The sequence below is a fragment of the Pseudobacter sp. genome, from assembly GCF_051955275.1.
Lineage (GTDB): Bacteria > Bacteroidota > Bacteroidia > Chitinophagales > Chitinophagaceae > Pseudobacter.
On record NZ_JBQCGW010000012.1, the window covers coordinates 1 to 16,460 of the forward strand.

Annotated in this window: 23 protein-coding genes; 22 read left to right on the top strand and 1 reads right to left on the bottom strand. The window is 46.8% G+C overall.

The window, feature by feature from the left end; genetic code table 11:
* Positions 1 to 148 precede the first annotated feature (148 nt).
* From ACTHMC_RS01445 to ACTHMC_RS01515, 15 genes are all read left to right on the top strand, one after another.
* The gene (locus ACTHMC_RS01445; RefSeq protein WP_440410209.1) at positions 149 to 499 is read left to right on the top strand and encodes a hypothetical protein; all 351 of its coding nucleotides are present in this window, start codon (positions 149 to 151) and stop codon (positions 497 to 499) included.
* The gene (locus ACTHMC_RS01450) at positions 496 to 828 is read left to right on the top strand and encodes a helix-turn-helix domain-containing protein (RefSeq protein WP_440410211.1); all 333 of its coding nucleotides are present in this window, start codon (positions 496 to 498) and stop codon (positions 826 to 828) included. Before ACTHMC_RS01445 ends, ACTHMC_RS01450 begins: the two co-directional genes overlap by 4 nt.
* The gene (locus ACTHMC_RS01455) at positions 825 to 1,358 is read left to right on the top strand and encodes a hypothetical protein (protein WP_440410213.1); all 534 of its coding nucleotides are present in this window, start codon (positions 825 to 827) and stop codon (positions 1,356 to 1,358) included. The genes ACTHMC_RS01450 and ACTHMC_RS01455 overlap by 4 nt, the downstream gene beginning before the upstream one ends.
* Complete coding sequence (locus ACTHMC_RS01460; RefSeq protein WP_440410215.1) at positions 1,355 to 1,810, top strand: YopX family protein; 456 nt, start codon at positions 1,355 to 1,357, stop codon at positions 1,808 to 1,810. The genes ACTHMC_RS01455 and ACTHMC_RS01460 overlap by 4 nt, the downstream gene beginning before the upstream one ends.
* Positions 1,807 to 2,037: a hypothetical protein gene (locus tag ACTHMC_RS01465; protein ID WP_440410216.1), complete on the top strand. Its 231-nt coding sequence runs from the start codon at positions 1,807 to 1,809 to the stop codon at positions 2,035 to 2,037. The genes ACTHMC_RS01460 and ACTHMC_RS01465 overlap by 4 nt, the downstream gene beginning before the upstream one ends.
* A gap of 442 nt (positions 2,038 to 2,479) precedes the next feature.
* Positions 2,480 to 3,670 (top strand): AAA family ATPase, encoded by a 1,191-nt coding sequence (locus ACTHMC_RS01470; protein WP_440410218.1) that lies wholly within the window; start codon positions 2,480 to 2,482, stop codon positions 3,668 to 3,670.
* Between the two features lie 195 nt (positions 3,671 to 3,865).
* A complete protein-coding gene (locus ACTHMC_RS01475) occupies positions 3,866 to 4,165 on the top strand; it encodes a helix-turn-helix domain-containing protein (RefSeq protein WP_440410219.1) in 300 nt (99 codons plus the stop codon).
* A gap of 20 nt (positions 4,166 to 4,185) precedes the next feature.
* Positions 4,186 to 4,704 (top strand): terminase small subunit, encoded by a 519-nt coding sequence (locus ACTHMC_RS01480; protein WP_440410221.1) that lies wholly within the window; start codon positions 4,186 to 4,188, stop codon positions 4,702 to 4,704.
* Positions 4,704 to 6,188, top strand: a complete 1,485-nt coding sequence (locus ACTHMC_RS01485) for a phage terminase large subunit (protein ID WP_440410223.1) — start codon at positions 4,704 to 4,706, stop codon at positions 6,186 to 6,188. Before ACTHMC_RS01480 ends, ACTHMC_RS01485 begins: the two co-directional genes overlap by 1 nt.
* A gap of 80 nt (positions 6,189 to 6,268) precedes the next feature.
* The gene (locus tag ACTHMC_RS01490) at positions 6,269 to 7,159 is read left to right on the top strand and encodes a hypothetical protein (protein WP_440410224.1); all 891 of its coding nucleotides are present in this window, start codon (positions 6,269 to 6,271) and stop codon (positions 7,157 to 7,159) included.
* A 299-nt stretch (positions 7,160 to 7,458) separates the two neighbouring features.
* Positions 7,459 to 7,668 (top strand): hypothetical protein, encoded by a 210-nt coding sequence (locus ACTHMC_RS01495; RefSeq protein WP_440410225.1) that lies wholly within the window; start codon positions 7,459 to 7,461, stop codon positions 7,666 to 7,668.
* 174 nt (positions 7,669 to 7,842) lie between these two features.
* On the top strand, positions 7,843 to 9,186 hold the full coding sequence (locus ACTHMC_RS01500; protein ID WP_440410226.1) for a phage portal protein family protein: 1,344 nt from the start codon (positions 7,843 to 7,845) through the stop codon (positions 9,184 to 9,186).
* Positions 9,187 to 9,483: a hypothetical protein gene (locus ACTHMC_RS01505; protein ID WP_440410227.1), complete on the top strand. Its 297-nt coding sequence runs from the start codon at positions 9,187 to 9,189 to the stop codon at positions 9,481 to 9,483.
* Positions 9,483 to 9,698, top strand: a complete 216-nt coding sequence (locus ACTHMC_RS01510) for a hypothetical protein (protein WP_440410229.1) — start codon at positions 9,483 to 9,485, stop codon at positions 9,696 to 9,698. Before ACTHMC_RS01505 ends, ACTHMC_RS01510 begins: the two co-directional genes overlap by 1 nt.
* A 357-nt stretch (positions 9,699 to 10,055) precedes the next feature.
* A complete protein-coding gene (locus ACTHMC_RS01515) occupies positions 10,056 to 10,304 on the top strand; it encodes a hypothetical protein (protein WP_440410230.1) in 249 nt (82 codons plus the stop codon).
* A 93-nt stretch (positions 10,305 to 10,397) separates the two neighbouring features.
* On the opposite strand, the gene ACTHMC_RS01520 is transcribed toward ACTHMC_RS01515, so the two are convergent.
* Positions 10,398 to 10,544 (bottom strand): hypothetical protein, encoded by a 147-nt coding sequence (locus ACTHMC_RS01520; protein ID WP_440410232.1) that lies wholly within the window; start codon positions 10,542 to 10,544, stop codon positions 10,398 to 10,400.
* A gap of 440 nt (positions 10,545 to 10,984) precedes the next feature.
* Here ACTHMC_RS01520 and ACTHMC_RS01525 point away from each other — a divergent pair, with 440 nt between their 5' ends.
* The 7 genes from ACTHMC_RS01525 to ACTHMC_RS01555 all read left to right on the top strand — a co-directional run bounded on the left by ACTHMC_RS01525 (position 10,985) and on the right by ACTHMC_RS01555 (position 16,425).
* Positions 10,985 to 12,169: a Clp protease ClpP gene (locus ACTHMC_RS01525; RefSeq protein WP_440410233.1), complete on the top strand. Its 1,185-nt coding sequence runs from the start codon at positions 10,985 to 10,987 to the stop codon at positions 12,167 to 12,169.
* Positions 12,170 to 12,225: 56 nt separating this feature from the next.
* Positions 12,226 to 13,230, top strand: coding sequence for a hypothetical protein (locus tag ACTHMC_RS01530; protein WP_440410235.1), 1,005 nt, complete (start codon positions 12,226 to 12,228; stop codon positions 13,228 to 13,230).
* A gap of 60 nt (positions 13,231 to 13,290) precedes the next feature.
* Complete coding sequence (locus tag ACTHMC_RS01535; protein WP_440410237.1) at positions 13,291 to 13,722, top strand: hypothetical protein; 432 nt, start codon at positions 13,291 to 13,293, stop codon at positions 13,720 to 13,722.
* A 44-nt stretch (positions 13,723 to 13,766) separates the two neighbouring features.
* Positions 13,767 to 14,171 carry a hypothetical protein gene (locus tag ACTHMC_RS01540; RefSeq protein ID WP_440410238.1) on the top strand — a complete coding sequence of 135 codons (405 nt, stop codon included), beginning with the start codon at positions 13,767 to 13,769 and terminating at the stop codon, positions 14,169 to 14,171.
* 170 nt (positions 14,172 to 14,341) lie between these two features.
* Complete coding sequence (locus tag ACTHMC_RS01545) at positions 14,342 to 14,737, top strand: hypothetical protein (protein ID WP_440410240.1); 396 nt, start codon at positions 14,342 to 14,344, stop codon at positions 14,735 to 14,737.
* A gap of 21 nt (positions 14,738 to 14,758) precedes the next feature.
* Positions 14,759 to 15,727 carry a hypothetical protein gene (locus tag ACTHMC_RS01550; protein ID WP_440410242.1) on the top strand — a complete coding sequence of 323 codons (969 nt, stop codon included), beginning with the start codon at positions 14,759 to 14,761 and terminating at the stop codon, positions 15,725 to 15,727.
* Between the two features lie 221 nt (positions 15,728 to 15,948).
* A complete protein-coding gene (locus ACTHMC_RS01555) occupies positions 15,949 to 16,425 on the top strand; it encodes a hypothetical protein (protein ID WP_440410243.1) in 477 nt (158 codons plus the stop codon).
* Positions 16,426 to 16,460 lie beyond the last annotated feature (35 nt).

Below are 16,460 nucleotides of genomic sequence, written 5' to 3' on the forward strand. Positions count from 1 at the left end.
ACAAAAGGAATGGATCATAAAAGAAATCAATCAATGAGCGACCTCCTGCTCTGCATAAAATGTAAAAAAGGCTTGACCACCCGAAGGGAGGACGGACAACCGGTGTGCGGCCTGTGTAAAACAAAACCATCAGATCAAAACCAAGCATATGCCAATAACAACATGGATACACTCTTATTGCGAAGTGGAGAGCATGAGCTCAGTGAAAGACAAGACCCTGAACGATCTCTTCCAGGAAGTCCGGCAGGCAACCAATAACCGCTTCCTGCTTTCTGAAACTGAATACCAGGATCGAGGCTGGTTTGGGAAACGGAACAGGAGGACGGCGTACACCCTGTACATCCACATCATGCACGATGAATACCAGGTAATCAATTTCGCCACTGCGCAGACGGAAGGAAGCATAAATACCGCTGCTCCACGCGAAACAATCATGAACTACTTCTACGGAGTGCTGACGGGAATTCAACACGAAGCCCACAAAAAAGCAAACCCATGAGCAGACCAACATTCTACACCACCAAGGAGGGACGCGCGCATATGGCTCAGTTCATCCTGGATCATCAGTACACCCATTCTGTTGACATGATCCGAAAGGAGACTGGCGCCAGCCCGGAGTTTATCAAGAACATCTTCATCGAACTGGACATTGAGCCACTGACTAATACAGACCTGTACATGAAATTCCTGTTGGAGAACCACGAGATGAGCCCGGAAGAGGCGGCGCTAACTCTTGGCATTACCAGCACTTACGTGTACATGCTGCTGAACAAGAAGCCGAGCCCGCGACTGAAACAGGTTATGAAACTCGAAAAGCAAATAGCATGAATCTTATAGAATACCTCCCTTACTACTTAGACTGCGGATACTGGACAGAGAACAGCCAGGGGCACCTGAATTACGAAACCCTCGGGAATGTTATTGACATGGTCCAAAGAGGGAGAAACGTGCAGTTGTTCCTGCGTCCGCTTTCCTCCATGACAGAAGAAGAAGCCGGAGCCTTATACAGGATTGCTTCATGTTCTTTCTTTGAGCCACAATGGAAGATTGTTTCCAGGACGAACGGCTACACTGAGGGCGTGCATAGAGTCCATGAATCAGTAGTTTGTTACCGGTTCGATGTTTTTTCGGAGCATCCTTTAGTAATGGATTACCTCCCAGACACTCTGCTTCAGCTCGATGACGAAGACAGTTCTTTCACGTGGGGCAGGTTTTCAAATGCAGGAACGGACCTCGACAATTCAGTAGAGGATGAATTGGGGGCGCAAGTTCACTTCCTGCTGCAAAGAAAGTTCGACCTATTCGGGCTCATTGCAGCGGACCATGCAGTTAACATCAATAAAATTCAAACAGCATGAAAGAATACATCTTCCGCGGGAAGAAGATTTCCGACAATCGGTGGATCGAAGGCTCACTGATACAATGGCCAGCAGGCGAAGCTCAGATAGTTGTCCCAGGCCGGGAGTACGGCAAGATGGTAGCTCACGGAGTTGTTCCGGAATCAGTCGGCATTTACATCGGCATCAAAGGCTACACAGGAGAATATGAGACCAGGCGCGAAAATGAGGTGAAGCTTTTTGATGGTGATATTGTCGAGGCCCGTAGCGAGGGTTCCCGCGGAATTTTCATCATTCGCTATAGTCAGCAGTCCTCACCTGGCTTTTTTCTCTATCCTGCATGGCAGAGCCGGAAGATGTGGAGTATCCACGGATCAGACATCGGCCGTTCCCCTGGCGATTACTTAGACAACCTCTGCGTACTCGGAAACATACACGACAATCCTGAACTCGTAAAACAAATGAAAGCATGATCTTGAAATCCTATCCACCAAAACCGGTGTACAAAGAAGGCGATAGGAAGACAGTACGCCGCTTCGCCTGGGGACCAACCAGAGTTGAGAACGAGCTCATCTGGATGCAGTCCTACTGGCAGGTCTACGAAATGTACCGAGGCCCCTTCTTCGATCCCATATTGTACAGAACCATCTATAACGTCAAGCAATGGAAACTTATAAGCGAACACCTTACACAGCCATGAAATACATCTTTATTTCTCTTCTTTCCCTGGTGAGTCTGACAGCAGCTGCTCAGAACGACACATTACCCGTACATCGGAAGTTTGACAGGAAGTTGTTCCCGTGGCAATATGATACTCTGCGGGTTTGGGTTTCTTTTGGCGACCCGCGTATTGTACGATTCGTTGGGGAAGATCAACATGGATCTCACATAAGCATGGGTGTGGGCGACAGTAGTTTCCATATACAAGGGGATACTATGGAGGTTATCAAAATGCTATGGTATGACCTGGACAAAGCACTGAATAGGGAAGTCGAACTTCTCCGAAGCGTCCATAAGGCTGTACAATTTACCAACACCGTATACGACCACCTGAAGACCAGTAAGCAGTGGTATGCCTTTGAGAAGGCTATCCACCAGCTTGGTTACAGAACCTATATAAGGACACCCAAAAAGAAAAAACCATGAATCTCGAATCAATCATATTCAGCGGCATGCTGCTGTCCGTTGGCGCCGCTGCCGCATATCTGCTCCGCAAGGTTCCAAATTTAATCTGGGACTGGATCCGCCGGAAGACTTTCTACAGTGTCTCCATATACCAGAACGACGACCTGTTCGATGTGCTCGAAACCTTCTTCTCCCGCAACTTCATGAAGAAGTACATGGATGTGGAAGCGTCTCTGATCCCTTCAGATGAAGAGGGCCAGGACCGGACCTTACGGTACATGCAGGAGGAGAACTTCTTTGTGATGAAGATCAACGGGAAACGAATTCTGATCTCGAAATCAAAGGAGCGCTTGGATAAGGTGGCGTCCCTGAAGGAACTGTACTACCGCAAGTTTAAGATTCAAGGCTTCATGGCCAAGGCCGAGATCAACAGCCTCCTGGAATCGATCGTAACCGAATACAACCAGGAGAAGCAGCGCAACCGACTGAAAGTGTACACCAACAACCCGTACGGCGATTGGCACCGGGCCAATGATGTAACTGTGAAATCCTTCGACAAAGTATTCATCGACCCGGGAATGAAGAAACGCCTGATGGAAGACCTGCAGGAATTCGCGGAAAGCAAAGACTGGTATCACCAGCGTGGCATCCGGTATAAAAGATCCTTCTGTTTCTTCGGGCCGCCCGGCACCGGAAAGACCAGCGTCGCCATGGCCATGGCTGAATACCTACAAAAGGATCTCTTCGTTATGAACCTGAGCGCCTTTGAGAATGACAGTTACTTCAACCGTGCGTTCGCCACGGTCACCAGGAACGCTATTCTTCTGATCGAAGACATTGACCGGGCTTTTTCCCATCGGAAGAACGTAAACAGCAAAATCTCCTTCTCTGCACTCCTGAACTCGACAGATGGATCTCTATGCCGGGATGGTATGATCCTGGTGATCACCACTAACCACATTGACCAACTGGACGAAGCGTTGATTCGGGACGGCAGAATGGATGTGAAAATGGAAATCACCAACCCGTCGGCCGAACTGGTCCGGCAGTACCTGGAATCCTTTTACCAATCCCAGGTAGATGAATTCGAGCTGGTCCGTGGACTCTCCATGAGTTCAGTGCAAGAGCTCTGCATAGCAAACAAGGGCGACATCGGGCCCGTACTCCAGCGGCTCCGCATCAATCACCTTCAATCGGTAGCATCATGAGTTTATGGTTTAAGCTATCTGAAAAGTTCAATGATCAATTTGATCCAAGCAGCCATTTCTTTGTTCTCTTTCAACCAGTTAATTATCCTTTTGAAAACCTTTTTCATGTTAAATGAGCGCCAAAAGAGCACTCTCCCTGATAATAAATATCAATTCACGAGATCCGTTTGAGTTAGAAATAAATACCCCAATGATATGGAAGCCAAGACCAACATTTCAGAAAGACTGAAACATCTCCGCAAGAGGAGTAAGTTCACACTCGGAATTATTGCCAACTACCTGGAAATAAAAGTTTCCCGTTACCAGCATTACGAGAACAGCAGAGCGGCGCCGCCGCTTCATATCCTTATTCGCCTGGCCAGTCTTTACAACTTCACTCTTGATGAACTGGTGGGTGATGCAAAACCGCAAACGCCGAAGATCGAGGAACGGTACAGGATGGCCTCTCCGGAGGAAAGAAGGATAGTGGATTTTATCCTGAAACTTGATTGCTAAATAATTTAGTAATTTTAGGTATGGCAAAAGCAGCGAATAAGAAGCCGACAGAAAAAAGCCCTCCCGTAAAGCCAAGAAAGGCAGAGCCTGGAGATCAGCGATTGGGTAACCAATGGTGGAGGTTGCGTGCAAAGCATGGCCGGGATAAAGAGTATGAAACTCCAGACCTCTTATGGGAGGAAATTTCCGACTATTTCCAGGAGTGCGATGATAACCCATGGGTGAAGTGTGAAGCTGTTAAAAGTGGAGACTTAACCGGTCAAATTATTAAAGTGCCAACAGCAAGGCCATATACACTATCTGGGCTATGTATTCATTTGGGAATAAGCCAGACAGCATGGAAGAATTACTGCAAGCGTGAAGATTTTATTGGGGTCTGTACGCACGCGGAGGAAGTGGTCAAGACACAAAAGTTTGAGGGTGCTGCTGTCGGAGCTTTTAACGCTAACATAATAGCCAGAGACCTTGGGCTGAAAGATAGCTCTGAGGTGAAAGTTACCAAGGTCGGAAAGGATCTTTCTGATGAAACTTATGAATAATGGCTCGATTCGATAAGAAGTGGTTCAACCCGCTTTACTTCATAATCCTTAATATTCTGAAGGACGAGAGTGTTCGTCAGGTATTGATCTATGGGGGTAAGTCATCTTCAAAAACTGTTTCTGTCTGTCAGGCGCTCTCAAAGGAGGCGTATGTAAAGGCCGCCAACTCTATAACCTTCCGGAAGGAATCCTCCATTATTCCTACTACTCTAAAGAAGTCGTTTAACCTGGCCATTGATAGCATGTATCTTTTCCCTGCCGTAGATAAGCAGGACCGGCGCTTTCTGTTTAATTCGGAGCCGGGCAAGCAATCCGAGATAGTAATGAAAGGGCTCGATGATCCGGAAAAAGCAAAGGGTATTGAGTCTTACAAATACGTTCTTCTGGATGAGCTCAACCACTTCGACGAGGCAGAGTATGAGCAGTTCAATCTCTCATTACGTGGCATTCCGGGTCAAAAGTTGTTTGGTCTATGGAATCCGGTGGATGAGCGCAGCTGGGTAAAGACGGAGTTGGTAGATAAATACGAATTCGAGAATACGGACCAGTACGGAATACTCCCTTCCGCTTACTCCTTTGTACAAAAATCTACTTGCGGCAAAGTGATATTGATCCGGACTACGTACCACGATAACTACTGGATAGTTGGGAGCCCATGTGGCACTTATGGTTACCGCGACGAAAACCTGATCAGTGAATATGAGGCATTGTCCGTGAAAAATTACAACAGCTATAAGGTCAATGTGATCGGGGAATGGGGAAAGACTGATTACGGAGGAGAGTATCTGGATTCGTGGAGAAGTGAACTGCATACAGGGCTATATCCCTATGATCCCGAACAGGCGATTTACCTATCATTAGATGAAAACGTTGTTCCCTACTTCCCCGCAGGATTCTTTCAGCCAGGGCGGGATAATAAGAGCCCGCGCATGATCCATGTGATAGGAGCCAAAAGCCCAGAGAATAAGACCTGGGCTTTGGGCCGGAAAATAAAGAAGAAGCTGGTCGAATGGAATCATACAGGAAAGCTGTATGTTGTGGGTGATTCAACCAGTCAGAAGGAAGACGTAAAGCAGGAAAAGGGAGTAGACCTTTTTGTTTTGGTAATGAAAGAATTTCCAGAATTCAAGCCAAAGCGTATTGTGCCGGCGTCAAATCCCAACGTTAAAGCCTCAGGCGATTTTCTGAATGCAGTGTTGGAGCATAACTTTGGCGGCCTCTCATATGGCGTTGACCATTCCTGCCAACTGGCCATAAATGATTACGAGAATACCAAGGAGGACAAGAACGGTAAGATTGAAAAGAAAACTGTCAAAGATCTCAAAACAGGGCAGACGTATCAGCCGTTCGGGCACATTGTCGATATCACCAGGTATTTCTTCTGCACAGTATTCAGTAAGGAGTATGCCGAATTCCAGCGCTCCAATTTGGTTACCGGCGGCCACCGTATCGGTAAGCCTACTTCTTCAAATAATTCCTACTAATATTTTGCATTCCTTAGCTAAAAACATTAGCCTAAAAAATTTAGTAAAGACTGGTTACCTTAGTGTAACCTTTTTTTACAATGGGCTATCTCTATCCCGCAGACTACAATAAAGCAATTCAGGATGTTTCCCTGCAGCAGATAATCTCAGGTGACCGGTCTTTGCTGGCATCCGGAGAGTTGTTTGCACAGGGGCTCATGGTCTCTCACCTCCGACAGAAGTACGACACGGCCCAGGAATTCACAAACACGAACGCATATAATCCATCCTCTCCTTACGGCGCCAATGATCGCGTGTACCTGGATGCTCCAGCGTATTCAGCTACGGCATCCTACAATGTAGGTGAGTTGTGTTTGCAAGGAGGGAAGGTATTCCAGTGCACTGTTGCGATATCGGTAGGTGAGTTATTCAATCCTGGCCACTGGCTCTTACTCGGGGCTCAGTATACGTTGTTCTACGCACTTTGCCCTGATCCCGTTTTCAACCTGCAGGGCGTGTATTCCACGGGAAACAAAGTGTTCTGGAAGAATCGCATCTACACGTGTATCAACGCAACTTGGTTCTACGATCACCAGTCCATGTTGCAGTTTGGCGCAACCTACAACGTTCCTCCTCAGAACTATTTTCCAGATGACCCAATAAACGGAAGCAAGCAATGGCAGGACAATGGGGCGTACATCGTGCCGCCTGGTAGCCTGCTGTCAACCGATCCGGTTTATTTTCTGGCGGGCGACAACCGGAATCAGCAGATGGTTGCCTACATGCTGGACGTGATGATCTACAGGATCTATACACGCATTGCCCCGAAGAACATTCCGGAGGACCGGGAATCCAATTACAAGATCGCCCTCATGTGGCTGCGTGACTGTGCTAAAGGGGATGACATCACCGCTGATTTGGTGAAGAAGCAACCTTTGCAGGGCAGAAGGATCAGAGGAGGAAGCGATATTAAACGGCAAAATAGTTACTGATGGCAAAGCTTTGTCCACATCCACCACCTAAGCCGTTGCCCCCTGCTAAATTCTGGGGAGGTCCATATGGGGGTCAGGTAAGAGCAGTTGATCGTACGAAGGTTAAAAATTTAACGCTGACTGTCCAAGATGAGCTTGGATTCTTGCATGACTATCGAATAGTAGTTGCGTCAAGTGGTCAAGTTTTTCATTCTGACTTTCAATATGTCGAAGGGTCAATGAGGATGGAGGTTAAGCAGAAGAGAAAATCTTTTTTCGCTCACATTAAAAAATACTTTTCAAAATCTATAAAATAGAATATGCCACGACCAGAAGGAACAAAGAACAAGACGACAATTCTTAAAAGCGATAACGAGGACAAGTTCCTTGCTGAAGTGTTGGAAAGGTATACCTACTGGAAAGCTGAGGCCATCAGGGCTAAAGGCGAAGGTCAGACCGGTGAGCGAGAAGGAGAGTTTGCTGAGGCATACCGCGTATTGCTGAACAAATTTTCAAACATTGGCGAATAACATATGTGAAAAGCGGTCTTATAAAACAGAGGAAGCTGCCGTAAAGTCTGCTGCCCACTTGCGGGAAAAGAAAGGCCGGTACCTGCGAGCCTATCTTTGTTTCAACTGCATGGACTGGCATCTTACCAGCATGCCGCCAGGACAGTACCTGAAAAGGAATAAACACATTACGAGATGAGTAAGACAGTTCGATCCATAAAAAACTACTTCTTCCCGGTCCCGGACGCAAGCTCTGAGGCTAAGTTCGTTGGAACAAAGAAGGAGTCCGAAAAGAACCTTCGGCACAGCATCGCTAAGGTTCAATTTCAGCGCGTCCGTCAGGATATCAAGACCTGGCGAGATTCTGTTAACGAGGCTGAGCGCCCGATATTTCCCTTTCGGGTGAAGATGCAGCGGATATTTCAGGACACTATCCTGAATGGCCATGTGCAGGCCTGCTGGGATCGCCGTAGTGATCTTACACTGTTGCGTGACTTCAAGATTTGCAATGAAAAGGGCGATGAAAGCGAAGAGCTGAAGAAGTACTTCCGGAACATCACCACAGATGCGACCGGTGAGCAGGTGAACACCGCTTCCTGGTTCGACGATTTTGTGCAATATACTATTGATGCCCTCGGATTTGGTTACAGCCTGATTGCCCTGGGCGACTTGAAGAATGATTCATTCCCCAACCTTACAGTTGTGCCAAGGCAAAACGTTTCTCCTGATCGTAAGGTAGTGGCGCCATTCGAGTATTCTACCACCGGTAAAAACTTCCTTGAAGATCCTTTCGCCGACTGGCACGTGTATGTACCAACCTCTACCAAACTGGGGGTGACGGACTGCGGGTATGGAATTTTCTACAGTGTGGCGTACTATGAGATTTTTTTACGAAACAACATGGGCTTCAATGCTGACTTCATCGAGATGTACAACCAGCCTATCCGCGTAGGTAAGACTGCAAAAACAGAAGAGGCTGAAAGGGCAGAGTTCGAGGGCCTTCTCAGGGATATGGGCCATAACGCCTATATGCTCCTGGATGATGGCGTGGACAGTATCGAGCTGATCGAATCTTCCAATGCCGGTACTGGATGGCAGTCCTATGAAAACTTCGAGCAACGCTGCGAGAAGAAAATCTCCAAGCTGATTCTCGGGCATGCTGATGCCTTGGACAGCATCCCCGGCAAACTTGGTGGAGGTGACGGTGAAGAGTCGCCGGCTTCAAAAGCGCTTCGTGACAAGCAGGTAAAGGACGGTAACCTGGTGCAGAACGTGGTCAATAACAAACTGATCCCGCGCATGCGTAACCTTGGTTTCCCTATACCACTGGATTATCACTTCGAGTTGGTAAACGATGCAGAAAAAGAACTGTTCCGCCGCAGGGAGGATAATAGCAATCAGGTTACTGCCCAGATCGCCCAGACCATGAAGAACGCGGGCCTTCAGATGGACCCTGCCTATTTCCAAGAGCGGACCGGCATAACCACAACGGCTCTTCAGCCGGATCAACCTACCAATACTGAACCAATCACCGAATAAATGAAGCAAAGAGCTTACGACATCACCAGGGATTATAAGGCAACAGGAAATAAGGCCGTTGACGGAGTAGCCTCCTGTATCATGTGGCACAGGGAACGAAGCATCGCCCTGAAGGCCATTCACCTGAAGCCACTTCTGTATGACCAGTTCAAGATATATGTGGAGAAAGTGTTGTTGGGAAAAGAACTGGAGGACGAGCAACCGCTGTCCATGGACGGCGTAGAGATTGAGCAGGGCAGCTGGCTGCAAAGGCTGGCAATACTGCCCGAACGTTGGCCAATAATCGCACAAGCATAATGGCAGGAAAGAAAAACGATACCATTGTAAGGAGGGTGCAAATCTACCCTTCGTCGCTGACCAAGCGTTATTTGAAAGGCTGGGTGATCTTCAATGAGACAACCGAGAGCTCAGCTGCTTCAGATATTATAAAAAACTTCTTTGAGAAGATGCCCCCCTCAGAGAAGGAAAGGTTGCTTTCTTATGCGAAAACCGGTGGTAAGAACACCTATTGATTCACTATCTTTATTCAATGCCAACCTACTCATTTGAGGAAATCGTAGAAAATATTCGATGGGCAGAAAGCCCGCAAGATGTTATTCTCTGGATCAATCAGGTAATGGAAGATCAGAATGAGTACTGTCAGTTCCATCTCCGGTTAATAACAGAAGCCGCCCGGCAAAAGAGGATATTATTTTCAGAACAAAACAAACATGCATGAAACGTATAGCCCAATTCACTATATGCATTCTGGTACTGAACTTTTTTATCACCCAGACGGTTGATACATACTCTCACCCGGACTTAACTAAGACACGGGTTTTCTTGCGATCGCCTCAAACCTTCTTTTGGAACTTTCAACTTCAAAAAAAATGAATTCCTTTTGCTGCTCCAATATTGGCACCTCTGCGGGATTGCCTGCGTGTTCTTACGTTCAACCAGAGAAATACCTGTCCCTGGCCGTTGATAAGGAAACAGGATCCTATACCGTGGTGAACTTAACGGGAGATGATGTTACCGAACACTTCGATGTGATCAATCACAATGGTGTTTATGAGATCATGCCCAAAAGGGTGCTTTCTGTAAAGGAATGGAAGAGAATTTACAAAGGGGTAAAGTAAAAAAGCATGGGCATAGACTGCAGGGTAGTTGCAAAGCTGAAAGATGGGACAATTAAATTCAGGGTTCTTGATCGCCTGTACGTGTTTGAAGCGTCAGACCCTGATCATGCAGATCACGTTGGGCTCGTTGGAGAATTCACAATCGAAGGAGGACTGAAATGGTGTGTCGAGAGAACGGAGGTAAACAAGACCATGGAGCCAGAAGAAAGCACCGGTTGTTATTCTGATCGCGAATACCATAATCACTGGGTTTCTGAATTAAAATCATTCCTTCGTTTGATCGCGCACGAAAATGTCGTTTCACTAAAGATTATCGCTGATTGTAGCCGGGAATCCGACGATTTGCTTTTCTATGAGAACGACCACCTGTTAATAGAAATATAATCATCAATGGAAGTTTGGATTAACTCACAAGATCAATCTCCTGACGAATGGGCAAGAAATCAACCGTATATTTCTTGTGCAATCGAAGGACGGCTGAAAGTAAAGCTCCAGGACGGTAGAATAATTTATTCAACGTGGGCGGCCGGTAAGTGGTCTGTGGAGCGCTTAAAGCCACGCCTTAAAGTGGTTCAGTGGTTAATGCCTGTTTTTAAAGCCTAGTATTTGTATAAATTTCTAACTCATATCTAACTCACTTTCCCGCCACTCTTCGCTGACAATAATATTTTTATGTCAGCATGACTCCCGATACATTTTTATACACTGTTGATACTTCTGCTGATGAGCCAATCATGCTTATTGATAAGCATATTGGATTCGATGAAGCGGAAGGATTCGGAATCATGGGAGATCTTTTCCAAAAGGAATTACTGGCTCTCGATGCGATGGGTAAAAAGCGTATCCAGGTTTGGATAAACAGTCCAGGGGGTATCGTAGCTGATGGCTACAACATCCATAACGCTATCCTGAAGAGCAAAACGCCCGTTGACACATACTGCACTGGCCTAGCCGCAAGTATTGCAGGTGTCGTATTCCTTGCCGGCCGCAGGCGGATCATGGCTGATTATGCTCAGCTCATGTATCACAATCCGTTTGGAGGCGACGATGACAAAGGGCTTGCTGCAATTCGTGACAGCATTGTTACTATGATCGCCAGCCGTTGCGGAAAAGAAGAAGCCGATATCGTAGCCATCATGAATAAAACCACCTGGATCGGAGCTAAAGAGGCTCTTGATGCTGGTTTTTGCGATGAAGTGCAGGATAGCAGCTTAATCAACAAGAAGCGCTCAGTCAGCATTTCCACTGACGTGAAAGCCTTCTGGAAAGAAGCAGCAGATATCACCAATAGTTTACTTCCGGTAAATCAAACTCACACTAAAAATTTCACCATGAAAAAGATAGCAAACCGCCTCAAACTGAATCCGGAAGCATCCGAAGACGCAGTAGTAGAGGCCATTGATTCTCTGGAAAAATCCAATGCCGACCTGCAAAACCAGGTTAAGAACCATCTCTCTGAGATCCAGAATAAGAAGAATTCACTGGAAGAGCAAGAAAACAAGGTGAAGGCTTTGGAAGAAGAGCTTACCAAAGCCAAGAATGAGCTGAAAGAAGCTCAGGACAAGGCAAAGAACATGGAAGAAGAGCAGGAGAAGAAGGAGGAAGAAGATAAAGCCACAAAAGCAAAGAACCTGGTGGAAGGCTTTGCAAAACAGGGCCGCATTAAGAATGATGCGAAAATTCTTGCAGACTGGACAGAGCAGGCGAAAGCTGATTATGACGGCGTAAAGAATCTGCTCGAATCCCTGCCGCTTAATCAGAAGGCCGCTGCTTTTGAAACAAAGACCACCGGCGAGTTTAAAGGCGGATCTGTGATTTCAAACTTCATGGTGAAAAGGCTGGCAGAAGCCAAAGCCAAGGCATAAGCCTTTTTTGCCCTTGAATGCTAAAATATTTAGTAAACACTTAAAATCTACATACGATGCCAGAAGCATTAGAGATACAAGACACCACGTACGCCGGTGAAGCGGCCAGTTTCATGCTGACCCGTGCAGTGGTCGGCGCCGATACCATCCAGAAAGGATGTATCATGGTGGAGGATGGTATCAAGAAAAAGAAAACCATTCCCCGCCTCGATGTAACCAACATCATGCAGAAAAGGCAAGCTACACCAACTTCCAGCGGAAGTATGGTTGTTGATGCCAGGGCCCTGGAGCCTGAAGACAGCATGGCATATCTGGAGTTCAATCCTCGTGATTTTGAACAACACTGGTTTGCAGTACAGATGAACCCCAAGCTGCTGGACGCAGAGCTGCCGCCAACTGCTGAAAACTTTGTGATGCTCATGATGATGGAGCGTCTCAATGAGTTCTTCGAGAACGGTATCTGGCGTAGCCGGAAGGACTATGATCCCGATGGCGCTGGCGTTGATCCAACTTCCAAAGGTGCAGAAGCCGCTGATGCAGCTTACCTGTACTGGGATGGCCTGATTATTAAGGCTCTCGAAGACCCCAACACCATCGCGGTTTCCAGCCCTGTAGCGTTGACCGGTGGAGCATCTGGTAATATCATTACAGAATTCCAGAGGGCGTACCAAAAAGTACCTAAAGCTCTCATTGGCAAATACGGTGAACTCGGGTTGAAGCTGTTCATCTCTATTCCTGACCAACAGAAATATGAGAACACTATGCAGCTGCAGACAACCTTCAAAAACCAGGACACCACAGAGCGTGGCATCAACCGCTATAACGGTTATGATGTAGTGCCTTTGGCTGGTCTGCCTGAAAATACCTTCTTCTGGGGTATGGGTAAACCTGATACTACTTCCAACCTCTGGATGGGTATTAACAGCCAGGACGATAACGAGTTGAAGATGCAACAGCTTCAGAACAACTCCGAGTACTGGTTCATCAAAGGTTTGTTCAAAACTGATGTGCAGATCGGATGGACTGAAGAACTGGTAATGTACACCACACAGGTGGCATAACTGAAATAATAGAGCCCGGTTCACTCCGGGCCTTTTCATAACCTCATTCAACATTCATCAATGAAAAAGTTTATCGCAAGTTTCATTTTCGCGGTAGTTGTATGCTTCAGTGTTAACGCACAGAGCACAACTCCTCGTTTCGGTACTACTCCCAACCAGGATAATACCGGCCGCGCTCTCAATTATAAGTGGGTAGGAAAAACCGACGCAACTGGTAATGATACGCTGAAGATTGTACCTAATGCGTACAAGACCATTTTACGCCTGACCCTCACTGATTCTCTGGGCATGTTTGTATCCAGCTCCACCAAATCATATGCTGGTGATCAGATTCAAATCATCGCATCAGGTGCCAGCGGTACAAAGGTGACGTTCAAAGGAACCGCCTGGCAAACTGCAGGGACCGCCACGTTATCCTCCGGAGGTTTTGCTGTAATTGGGTTGGTCTTTTCAGGAAGTAAGTGGGTAGAGGCCTCCCGTGTTGTTCAATAATCGAATCGTTCTTTTCAATTCATCATTCAATTCAAAATTTTTATATGGGCATTCATAAGAAGTCTGAACAAGATCTCCAGGCATTGAAGGACACGCTGGTGCAGTTTCCTCATATCGAGGAACTTCACTTCACCGCTAAAGGTGATCACTATCTCTCTGCTCACAAGCTGGACGATAAGGCTAGCGCTCACCATGGTAAACTCTATGGCCGCCTGAAAGTTGAGAAAGTGAAAGCAAAAGTGGTAGGGGAGAAGGTGTTCTTCAAAAACAAGTCCGTGCATACGCCCGATACTGAGATCGTAGAAACACTTTCTTCCGATGAAGTTCTCAATTATGAGTTCGGATCCAAAAAGTCCGACCCTGAGCCCAAGACAAAACGTGCAGGAGGCAAGCGCAAAGATACTTCTGAAACTGAAGGCGCAGAGGGAGGCGAAGGAGGGGGCGAATAATGCTCAATCTGAAAAATACACCAGTCGGCATAGATAAGCCGATACAAGGGTTTCAGGAGTTCCTATATGGTCAATTGAAATCATTGTGGGGAGTTTCTGATTCAGATTATGACAGCTTCGGAAGGTGCTACAGGAACATGACAGACGCCGGGTATATACCTGAAGTTTTCGTGAGATCCGACCAGGAAAACAATACCGTTTACAAGGAAGCTTGGTTTGATGATTCACTTCATAGGGTTGTCAGCTTTTTCGATGTGGCTACTACAACAAAGTATGATAAGGGATCATCTGTAGCTACGGTAAACCTGATATTCATCGTGAACGTCCCGCTGTTAAAACCCAATATCCTACATCGTGGAGATGAAGAAATCAGAAGAGACGTAGAACAGTTGTGTGCTTTACCAAGGTTCAATTTCACAATGAAATCGTTTGTCACAGGGTTCAAAAATGTCTTTGCCAATTTCGACGGCTACCTGAAGAGGGACCAGATCACATTCCGAGACCTTCATCCATTACATGTATTCAGCATCGGCTTTGATCTTCTTTACAATATCAATGATTGTTAACACTCAAAATCTTAATAGAAAATGTCAGCACTTAACCAGTTCAGTTGCTTAAACGTCAATGCCAATACAGGTATTGGTGCCTGTGCGGTGAACTTTAAGAATATCGTGGGCGCGATCCTGACCCCTAAGGGCTTCTCCCTTACTACGGCTTCGCTTGCGGCCTTTAAGACGGCGCTCATCAATGCCTCCCAGGCCGCGAGTAAAGCTTCGAGGATCTATCCGGTCTACGACTTCAGGCCCTTGGCTGATAACAGTGAGGCGCTTACCGTTCAAACGTTTTCAACAGGACAAAAGGCGCCTGTACGCGAAGGAACCTTAGACTGGACCTTCCAGTTCATTGCCGGCGGTATTGACCTGCTGAAAAAGCTCCGTTTGTTCAATGCATCGTCAACCGCCTTTGATTTCCTTTTCGTAGACAGTCAGAATTTCATCATCGGCGTGAGTGACGAGGAGAATGACGCTCTCAAAGCAATCCCTTCTGATGGTGGTTTCTTCTGGGCTCACCCCTGGAAAGCAAACGATGGCAGCAAGGTGGCCGAGTACTCCCTGCAGTTCTGCTTCTTGCCGAAGTACATCAACGAGCTAGTTGGATATGTGAAGGCGGACTTCGATGTCCAATCTACCGTGACCGGCCTGAAGGATGTGGTATTGTCAAGCCCGTCAGCAAACGTTACTTCAGGATCCTACAACATCGCGGTCAATATCAAAGACGGTGGCGAGGATATGGGCCAGAGGTTTGAGGCGGAACTGGAAACAATCGCAAACTGGGCGCCCAAAAATAAAACCACGGGCGGCGCGATCACAGTCGCGTCTTCCACTTACAATCCTGCCGGCTATTTCGTGGTGGCACTGAGTACTGCTGATCCGGATTATCCGGATACGCCCGATCAAATCACATTTGCCCTGGCTGCTCCGACAGTGCTTGCGGCAAATGGCCTGGAAGGCTTCGAGAGCAATACTGTAGATGTCGCCAGCAACACTGCGCCGTAATGGGTACGCTCATTTACGACGGTGTTGGTTTCAACGAAGATTTGGTGAAGCAGATGACCCGGCAGGAATTTGTAAATCACCAAATGCACAACAATCACTACACCAGGTTGAAGGCAGTGGATAAGAAAAAGCTGCTTCACAAAATATACACCTTAATCACGGGCAACGGTCCCGAAAATAAAAAACGGCGGGATTCATGATCTCGCCGTTTTTCTTAAACTATGGTGACAGCAAAAGCACTCCTTGAAAAGTACAGACGGGTTAACGTGGAAATGGTGACCTCAGAATCTGTAAATAATACGAAGGAGGAAATGTTGGAGCTCAACCTGGAGCAGATGATGGAGGGTAAGACCAGGACCGGTGAAGACATTACACCATCATACCTGGATGATCCTTATTTCAAGAGCCGGGAATCGGCGCAACGGTATTCGGACTGGAAAGACGAGATCACTCCAAATCCTAAAAGAACACCAGGTACTCCAAACTACTATATCAACGGCATGTACCACGGAACGATAAAGATTACTGTGAATGGAGATAAGATCGAGTTCAATTCAGATTTCCCTGGTGCCAGAGATATCGAGCGAAAGTCAGGTGAGATCATTTACGGCCTGAATGCCGAGAAAAGAGAAGAATATATCAACGCTTCATTGAGGAAAGAGCTCATGAGCAATTTGCGAAGAATCCTAAAATCATGACCATGGCCTATTGCGAAACATGCGGATCTACCTAT

Excerpts from the sequence above, each read along its gene's own strand:
- ACTHMC_RS01540 (WP_440410238.1), top strand. The coding sequence starts at position 13,767 with ATGGGCATTCATAAGAAGTCTGAACAAGATCTCCAGGCATTGAAGGAC.
- ACTHMC_RS01460 (WP_440410215.1), top strand. The coding sequence starts at position 1,355 with ATGAAAGAATACATCTTCCGCGGGAAGAAGATTTCCGACAATCGGTGG.
- ACTHMC_RS01485 (WP_440410223.1), top strand. The coding sequence starts at position 4,704 with ATGGCTCGATTCGATAAGAAGTGGTTCAACCCGCTTTACTTCATAATC.
- ACTHMC_RS01550 (WP_440410242.1), top strand. The coding sequence starts at position 14,759 with ATGTCAGCACTTAACCAGTTCAGTTGCTTAAACGTCAATGCCAATACA.
- ACTHMC_RS01555 (WP_440410243.1), top strand. The coding sequence starts at position 15,949 with ATGGTGACAGCAAAAGCACTCCTTGAAAAGTACAGACGGGTTAACGTG.
- ACTHMC_RS01495 (WP_440410225.1), top strand. The coding sequence starts at position 7,459 with ATGCCACGACCAGAAGGAACAAAGAACAAGACGACAATTCTTAAAAGC.
- ACTHMC_RS01445 (WP_440410209.1), top strand. The coding sequence starts at position 149 with ATGCCAATAACAACATGGATACACTCTTATTGCGAAGTGGAGAGCATG.
- ACTHMC_RS01520 (WP_440410232.1), bottom strand. The coding sequence starts at position 10,544 with ATGGTATTCGCGATCAGAATAACAACCGGTGCTTTCTTCTGGCTCCAT.
- ACTHMC_RS01465 (WP_440410216.1), top strand. The coding sequence starts at position 1,807 with ATGATCTTGAAATCCTATCCACCAAAACCGGTGTACAAAGAAGGCGAT.
- ACTHMC_RS01530 (WP_440410235.1), top strand. The coding sequence starts at position 12,226 with ATGCCAGAAGCATTAGAGATACAAGACACCACGTACGCCGGTGAAGCG.
- ACTHMC_RS01455 (WP_440410213.1), top strand. The coding sequence starts at position 825 with ATGAATCTTATAGAATACCTCCCTTACTACTTAGACTGCGGATACTGG.
- ACTHMC_RS01515 (WP_440410230.1), top strand. The coding sequence starts at position 10,056 with ATGAATTCCTTTTGCTGCTCCAATATTGGCACCTCTGCGGGATTGCCT.
- ACTHMC_RS01475 (WP_440410219.1), top strand. The coding sequence starts at position 3,866 with ATGGAAGCCAAGACCAACATTTCAGAAAGACTGAAACATCTCCGCAAG.
- ACTHMC_RS01535 (WP_440410237.1), top strand. The coding sequence starts at position 13,291 with ATGAAAAAGTTTATCGCAAGTTTCATTTTCGCGGTAGTTGTATGCTTC.
- ACTHMC_RS01470 (WP_440410218.1), top strand. The coding sequence starts at position 2,480 with ATGAATCTCGAATCAATCATATTCAGCGGCATGCTGCTGTCCGTTGGC.
- ACTHMC_RS01510 (WP_440410229.1), top strand. The coding sequence starts at position 9,483 with ATGGCAGGAAAGAAAAACGATACCATTGTAAGGAGGGTGCAAATCTAC.
- ACTHMC_RS01450 (WP_440410211.1), top strand. The coding sequence starts at position 496 with ATGAGCAGACCAACATTCTACACCACCAAGGAGGGACGCGCGCATATG.
- ACTHMC_RS01480 (WP_440410221.1), top strand. The coding sequence starts at position 4,186 with ATGGCAAAAGCAGCGAATAAGAAGCCGACAGAAAAAAGCCCTCCCGTA.
- ACTHMC_RS01500 (WP_440410226.1), top strand. The coding sequence starts at position 7,843 with ATGAGTAAGACAGTTCGATCCATAAAAAACTACTTCTTCCCGGTCCCG.
- ACTHMC_RS01525 (WP_440410233.1), top strand. The coding sequence starts at position 10,985 with ATGACTCCCGATACATTTTTATACACTGTTGATACTTCTGCTGATGAG.
- ACTHMC_RS01505 (WP_440410227.1), top strand. The coding sequence starts at position 9,187 with ATGAAGCAAAGAGCTTACGACATCACCAGGGATTATAAGGCAACAGGA.
- ACTHMC_RS01490 (WP_440410224.1), top strand. The coding sequence starts at position 6,269 with ATGGGCTATCTCTATCCCGCAGACTACAATAAAGCAATTCAGGATGTT.